The organism is Nitrobacter sp. 62-13, from assembly GCF_001896955.1.
Lineage (GTDB): Bacteria > Pseudomonadota > Alphaproteobacteria > Rhizobiales > Xanthobacteraceae > Nitrobacter.
This window is the reverse complement of sequence record NZ_MKRN01000213.1, coordinates 1-3,275: the sequence shown is the minus strand read 5'-3', so window position 1 is coordinate 3,275 and position 3,275 is coordinate 1. Positions and strand designations below refer to the sequence as shown.

Annotated in this window: 3 protein-coding genes; 1 reads left to right on the top strand and 2 read right to left on the bottom strand. The window is 61.8% G+C overall.

Going from position 1 to position 3,275, the window contains the following annotated elements:
* Positions 1 to 793: 793 nt before the first annotated feature.
* Positions 794 to 1,699: a LysR family transcriptional regulator gene (locus BGN91_RS17555; protein ID WP_292615340.1), complete on the top strand. Its 906-nt coding sequence runs from the start codon at positions 794 to 796 to the stop codon at positions 1,697 to 1,699.
* A 98-nt stretch (positions 1,700 to 1,797) separates the two neighbouring features.
* Here the strand turns inward: BGN91_RS17555 and BGN91_RS17550 are convergent, their stop codons facing one another.
* Together BGN91_RS17550 and BGN91_RS17545 are read right to left on the bottom strand one after the other, a co-directional pair.
* Positions 1,798 to 2,436, bottom strand: coding sequence for a LysE family transporter (locus tag BGN91_RS17550; protein ID WP_292615339.1), 639 nt, complete (start codon positions 2,434 to 2,436; stop codon positions 1,798 to 1,800).
* A 300-nt stretch (positions 2,437 to 2,736) separates the two neighbouring features.
* Positions 2,737 to 3,275: GNAT family N-acetyltransferase (locus tag BGN91_RS17545; protein WP_366408740.1), on the bottom strand; the 539-nt coding region annotated here is incomplete at its 5' end.

Here is a 3,275-nt window from a genome sequence, read left to right as displayed (position 1 = left end):
AGCGGTGCCTTTGCCGTCCGCCGCGTAGCAGGCTGGGCTGCGGTGCTGTGCTGTTGGCGGGCACCGCAGCCTTCTGAATCTCCGGAGTCTGACCTTGCTAGTCCGGCCGGCCAACCGGCACAAGTCCGTGATCCTGCGCTCGAAAGGAAGCGCGGGACCAGTTTCGTCGTGGCGAGGTGCGAGACCGCAGAGAACAAGATGAGCGTTCCGCAAGCGCGAATGAGGAGTTCCCGTTTGATACGTCCCCGTCCCGCTGTCATCACCGCCACATGCCAGATGACCGCTGCGGACAGCCGGATCGATACCGAACACCGATCACGCTTGAGCAGTATCGGCAAATGTCGATCGATGAACGCGACAGGTTCTATGCACGGCTTCGCCACCAGAGGAGCGTCGAGATGGCCGAGGCGTTCTCCTGCCTTGCCCGCCGGACAGGGCGCGGTCTGCGACGCCTCGGGAGCCGGCTCGGCAACGCCTGGCGCGGCCGTGACCTGGGAGGTCCCCACGCCTGATACGGTCCGCCCGTTGCGGCCGCGGCGGCGAGGAGCCGTGCACAGGATTTCACCCGGAGATGACGATTTGTCGGCTGACTGCCGGATCGTCGGGGCGCAACGTCGCGGCCACGTACGACGGACCGTTGATCAAAGCGGCCTCGGAAGCATAGCGGCGGACCTGTGGAGGCGACGGCAAGGAATCGTCAACCCCCGCCAGATCGTCGAGCGCGGTCCTCTGGCGCCGACCGCATGGACGCTCCAGCGAAAGTTCGCCGCACTCGGGATCGCGAGGCGCGAAGGTGGAAATCGAGCTAAGGCAGTTACGGTACGTTGTAGCCGCCGCGGACGAGAAAAGCTTTCGCCGCGCGGCCGAGGGCATGCGCCTTCGTCAATCCACCCTGAGCAGGAGAATCCGAGACCTCGAGCTTCAGCTCGGCGTCGGCCTCTTCGAGCGGTCGCGCGCAGGCGTCAGGCCGACCCTCGCTGGAACCGAGTTAGTCCGCATCGCTCGACATGTCATGGACGAGGTTGACCGGATGGCTGCCGCCGCGACTGCTGCTGGACGGGGCGAGGCGGGGCGACTGGTCGTGGGATTCTATACGTCGCTATCCACTGGCAACCTGCGCCTGGCACTTCAGGACTTCAAACAAAGCAAGAAGGAGGTCGAGATCGTTACGGTCGAGGGCACGCGCAACAGGCTCTTCAGCGGCCTGAGCAACGGTGCAATCGACATTGTGATCGTCACCGGCGACTCCGGGAATAGCCGCTTCGACTCACTGCCGCTTTGGAGCGAGCGCGTAATTGTCGCGCTACCCGAGTCGCATCCTCTCGCCGAAAACGAGATCGTCTATTGGACCGACCTCCGAGGAGAGACGTTCCTCCTCAGCCAGCGCGATCCGGGCCCGGAGATTCAGGATATCCTCGTGGCGAAGCTGGCTGCACCAGGAGATCGGCCACGCGTCGTCAGGCACGATGCCAGCGGCGAGAATATCAAAAGCCTCGTCGGCGCCGGCTTTGGCGTGAGTCTGATGTGCGAAGCGTCAATCGGCGGCAAATTCAACGGCGTCGTCTACAGAGAGGCGCGCGACGGCAATGGGCCGACCGGCATCAGCTATGCCGCTCATTGGGACCGCGATAACGGAAACCCCGCACTCGGCGGCTTTGTTCGTTTGCTAAGAGAGCGCTTCGCGCCGCTCAGCGCCTAGTCACGGCGATGCAGGCTACGAACTTAATTCCGTTACTAGACTCTCGCCGTCGATGCATCGTATCTCAGTCGGAGCCCTTCTCTGTCGCGCAACTCCCTTTAGTTTCGCAACAGCAAGCTTTCGGAGATCAAGCGCGCTCCCAGCGCGCCCATTACCACTCCCGCCACCCGATCAATGCAGCGCTTCGAGCACAAATAGACAGACCGTGGCCTCGGGGCTGAGAAGGCGAGCGCGACGACTGCATACCACGTAGCTTCGAGCGCAAAGACGAGCGGTGGTAAGCAAAGAAACAGCCACAAGGGCGTGGACGGGGGCAGTAGTGCGGCAAAGATGCTTGCGTAGACGACGGCGGTCTTCGGATTGCAAACTTGGGTCAGAAATCCGATGCCTAGTGACCGTGCCGCAGACGTTGCGTGCGGCGGACCTGAAGCGGAAACATCAGTAGATTCTGAGGCTCCGCGCCAGATTTGGATCCCGAGATAGACAAGGTAGATGCCGCCAAGAATTCGTAGCACAAGGTAGAGCCATTCGATCCGAAGAAGGATGGTCGCGAGGCCAAGCAGGGCGAGGATCGCGAAGATGGCACCACCAAGCCCCATGCCCATAGCCGCCCACAGCCCATCCCTGCGGGATACTGTCGCGGCGATCCGCGAGACCAAAACGAAGCTCGGTCCCGGACTGACCGCCCCAACAAGTAGCGCTCCGAGAATACCGAAAAGAGCAAGGGACGCAGACATGGCAAGGTCCTTTCTTGAGCGGAGTGCCCAGATGATAGGTGGCGCAGGAGCCGACCGCGCAAACGAGTTGTCATTGCGTGTGCATGAGTATCCCTCAGCAGGCAGACTGAGCGGCACAATCCTCCGCCCACGTGAGGCGAGTGGAGGCAAGCCAAGACTACATTCGCGCTGAAATTCTGAACGACGCTTTTGCACATCTACGGAACTGAGGGGAAAGCCTTCCCCTGCGGCCGAGCCGCGGTCTCGGCCCATCCCTCCTGCGGGCGGAGCTTGCTTTCTGAACGTCTGACTTCAACGACGCTATCTGAGCAGCTTCTCCATGTGATAGCGCCGCAGGCCACCTCCCACGGCCTTCAGGGACATTGCCTCGACCGTCTCCGTGCTGGTCAGCGAAAAGCCGACGCTCTGATATAGAGCGAATGCAGCCTTCTGGATTTCCGAGGTGCTGAGGACCAGTCGGCGATACTGGGCCGCTCGGCCGATCTGCTCCGCGTGGACGAGCAATCGTCGCGCGATGCCCTGACGGCGAAACGCCGGGTCAACATACATACGACGAATCTCGAGAGAGCTGTCGTCGTATGCCTCAAGGCCGTACATGCCAACGCCGCGCGAGCCATCGCCCAACTCCGCGATCCAAAATGAACCCGCGCGCGCGGAATAGTAGTCTGGGATACGATCGATCTCATCCTTGAGCGCTTGCCTGACATAGACGTCGAACTGCGTCCGCATGTGGTGTGGTGCAAGCTGACGGTTGATCCTGATAAACAGCGTGCGAACGAATTCGACGTCTTTCGGCTGATAGAGGCGGATGCGAATTGGAACCCGCACAGCCAAGCGCG